The 1,655-nt window shown below is 66.2% G+C and carries 3 protein-coding genes and 1 pseudogene; 2 read left to right on the top strand and 2 right to left on the bottom strand.

Features of this window, described 5'->3' with window-relative positions; genetic code table 11:
- Positions 1-280, bottom strand: a pseudogene (locus MJ783_RS21295) (IS6 family transposase); the annotation flags it as partial.
- Positions 281-488: 208 nt separating this feature from the next.
- On the bottom strand, positions 489-611 hold the full coding sequence (locus MJ783_RS23385; RefSeq protein ID WP_255724130.1) for a hypothetical protein: 123 nt from the start codon (positions 609-611) through the stop codon (positions 489-491).
- Between the two features lie 59 nt (positions 612-670).
- Here MJ783_RS23385 and MJ783_RS21290 point away from each other — a divergent pair, with 59 nt between their 5' ends.
- Both MJ783_RS21290 and MJ783_RS21285 read left to right on the top strand, forming a co-directional pair.
- Positions 671-880, top strand: coding sequence for a hypothetical protein (locus MJ783_RS21290; protein WP_239313179.1), 210 nt, complete (start codon positions 671-673; stop codon positions 878-880).
- Between the two features lie 35 nt (positions 881-915).
- Positions 916-1,107: a type II toxin-antitoxin system HicA family toxin gene (locus MJ783_RS21285; RefSeq protein WP_370651762.1), complete on the top strand. Its 192-nt coding sequence runs from the start codon at positions 916-918 to the stop codon at positions 1,105-1,107.
- Positions 1,108-1,655 lie beyond the last annotated feature (548 nt).

Raw genomic sequence — 1,655 nt, 5'->3', positions numbered from 1 at the left:
CGACCTTCACATACGTTTCGTCGACGAACCAACGATCACCCGGTGTGTGCCGGCATGGCCGGGCCGCGTCGATCAGCAGCGGGGTGAACTGGCGCACCCACCGGTAGACCGTGACGTGATCAACCTCGAGGCCGCGTTCGGCGAGGAGTTCCTCGACGTCGCGGTACGACAGGGCGTACCGCAGGTACCAGCGGACCGCCAGCATGATCATCTCGGGTGGGAACCGGAACCCGGCGAACTCCGACGTCGGAACCGGTGGACGGACACGACGTCGACGCATCACTCGATCATGACCGGTCAGGAGCTGCGGGACAACGGACTCTGCCGATGCAACAGTGCCCACCCCACAGCGCAGTCACCTGTGACGCATGCCGAGAGCGGGGACGGGTGTTGAGCACACACCCGGATCTACCCGTCGATCATCGACCCTCCGCTCCAGGAAGATCACTCATAGTGTGCGACCTTGTGTCGCAGCGAGTTTTGGCACGCTACACGCCCGCATCGGTGATCTTGATCTCGCCGAACTCGCCCTGCTCCTCGATGACCTTGCGGATGACCTGCGACGCCTCATCACCCGGGATAGAGCTGGTGGTGCTTCCGGGGCAGGACATACAGCCCCTGCTCGGTCTCCTCGCGGCGTCATCGACCGCGACATGCGAAAATGGCGATCGTGACCCGCGTTGTTCATGTGCCTTACGCCATCGACCAGGACGAGGACGGCGTCTGGTGCGCGTCCGCCCAGCTCCGCCCAGGCGTCGGCGCGGTCGGCGACGGCCTGACCCAGGAAGCCGCGATCGCCGACCTGCGGGAGGCACTGGAGGTCCTGCTCGCCGAGATCGGTCCGCCGGACGAGCTGACCCTGACCCTCGACGTCGCCTGATGCCCGCCACCGTCCCGGTAGTACCAGGGGCGAAAGTGGTCAAGGCACTCGAACGCGCCGGATTCATCGTTACGAGAGTCAGTGGCAGCCATCACGTCATGCGCCATCCCGACGGCCGTACGGTGATCATACCCGTTCACGCAGGCAAGGACGTGCCCAAAGGAACCTTGCGCAACATCCTGTCCATCATCGGCATGACCGCCGACGAGTTGCGGAAGCTGCTATAGCCACTCGATGCCGGCCGGGGCGTCGCCGCGCGTCGGCGACCGCTTCGCGCCGTCGGCGCCGGGAGAGAGCGGGGCGCGCCGACACCGCCGGGCGGGCGGCGCGGCCCCGGCCCGCCGTTCGCGCCACCCGCACCGCCATTCGCCCGATCGGCGTCGCATTGCTGGGATTCACCGAATACTGTGGGTGACAAACGTAATCGCCCGTTATCCGAAGAAACGATGGGTGCTGTGGGCTCATTCTGGGTGCGGACGCTGCGAACCTGGCCGACAGCGTCCGATACTCGCGGGCATCCGTAATTGCCGCAGCCTGCACGTTCGGGCATTCCCTGGTACGGACCGGCATGTTCCGGTAGGTATGCCAAGGTTCTTTTAATCCGCGGGTCGCTCCTCGAGCGCCAGGGCACGCATACCGGGCCAGTTCCGGCGACAGCATCGGAAGAGCACTGCCGCGCCGCTTCCGCTCCTCGGCGCGTGACGCGCCTGCGGTGCGGGTCGGCTTGCCACCGAACATCCGGTTCAAACGGGCACCCGAACGGGTGTACCCGGCT

The sequence above is a fragment of the Protofrankia sp. Cj3 genome, assembly GCF_917627355.1.
Classification (GTDB): domain Bacteria; phylum Actinomycetota; class Actinomycetes; order Frankiales; family Frankiaceae; genus Protofrankia.
This window is presented reverse-complemented; position numbering and strand designations above follow the sequence as displayed.

Coding starts and splice junctions, on each gene's coding strand:
- MJ783_RS23385 (WP_255724130.1), bottom strand. CDS start 611: ATGTCCTGCCCCGGAAGCACCACCAGCTCTATCCCGGGTGATGAGGCG.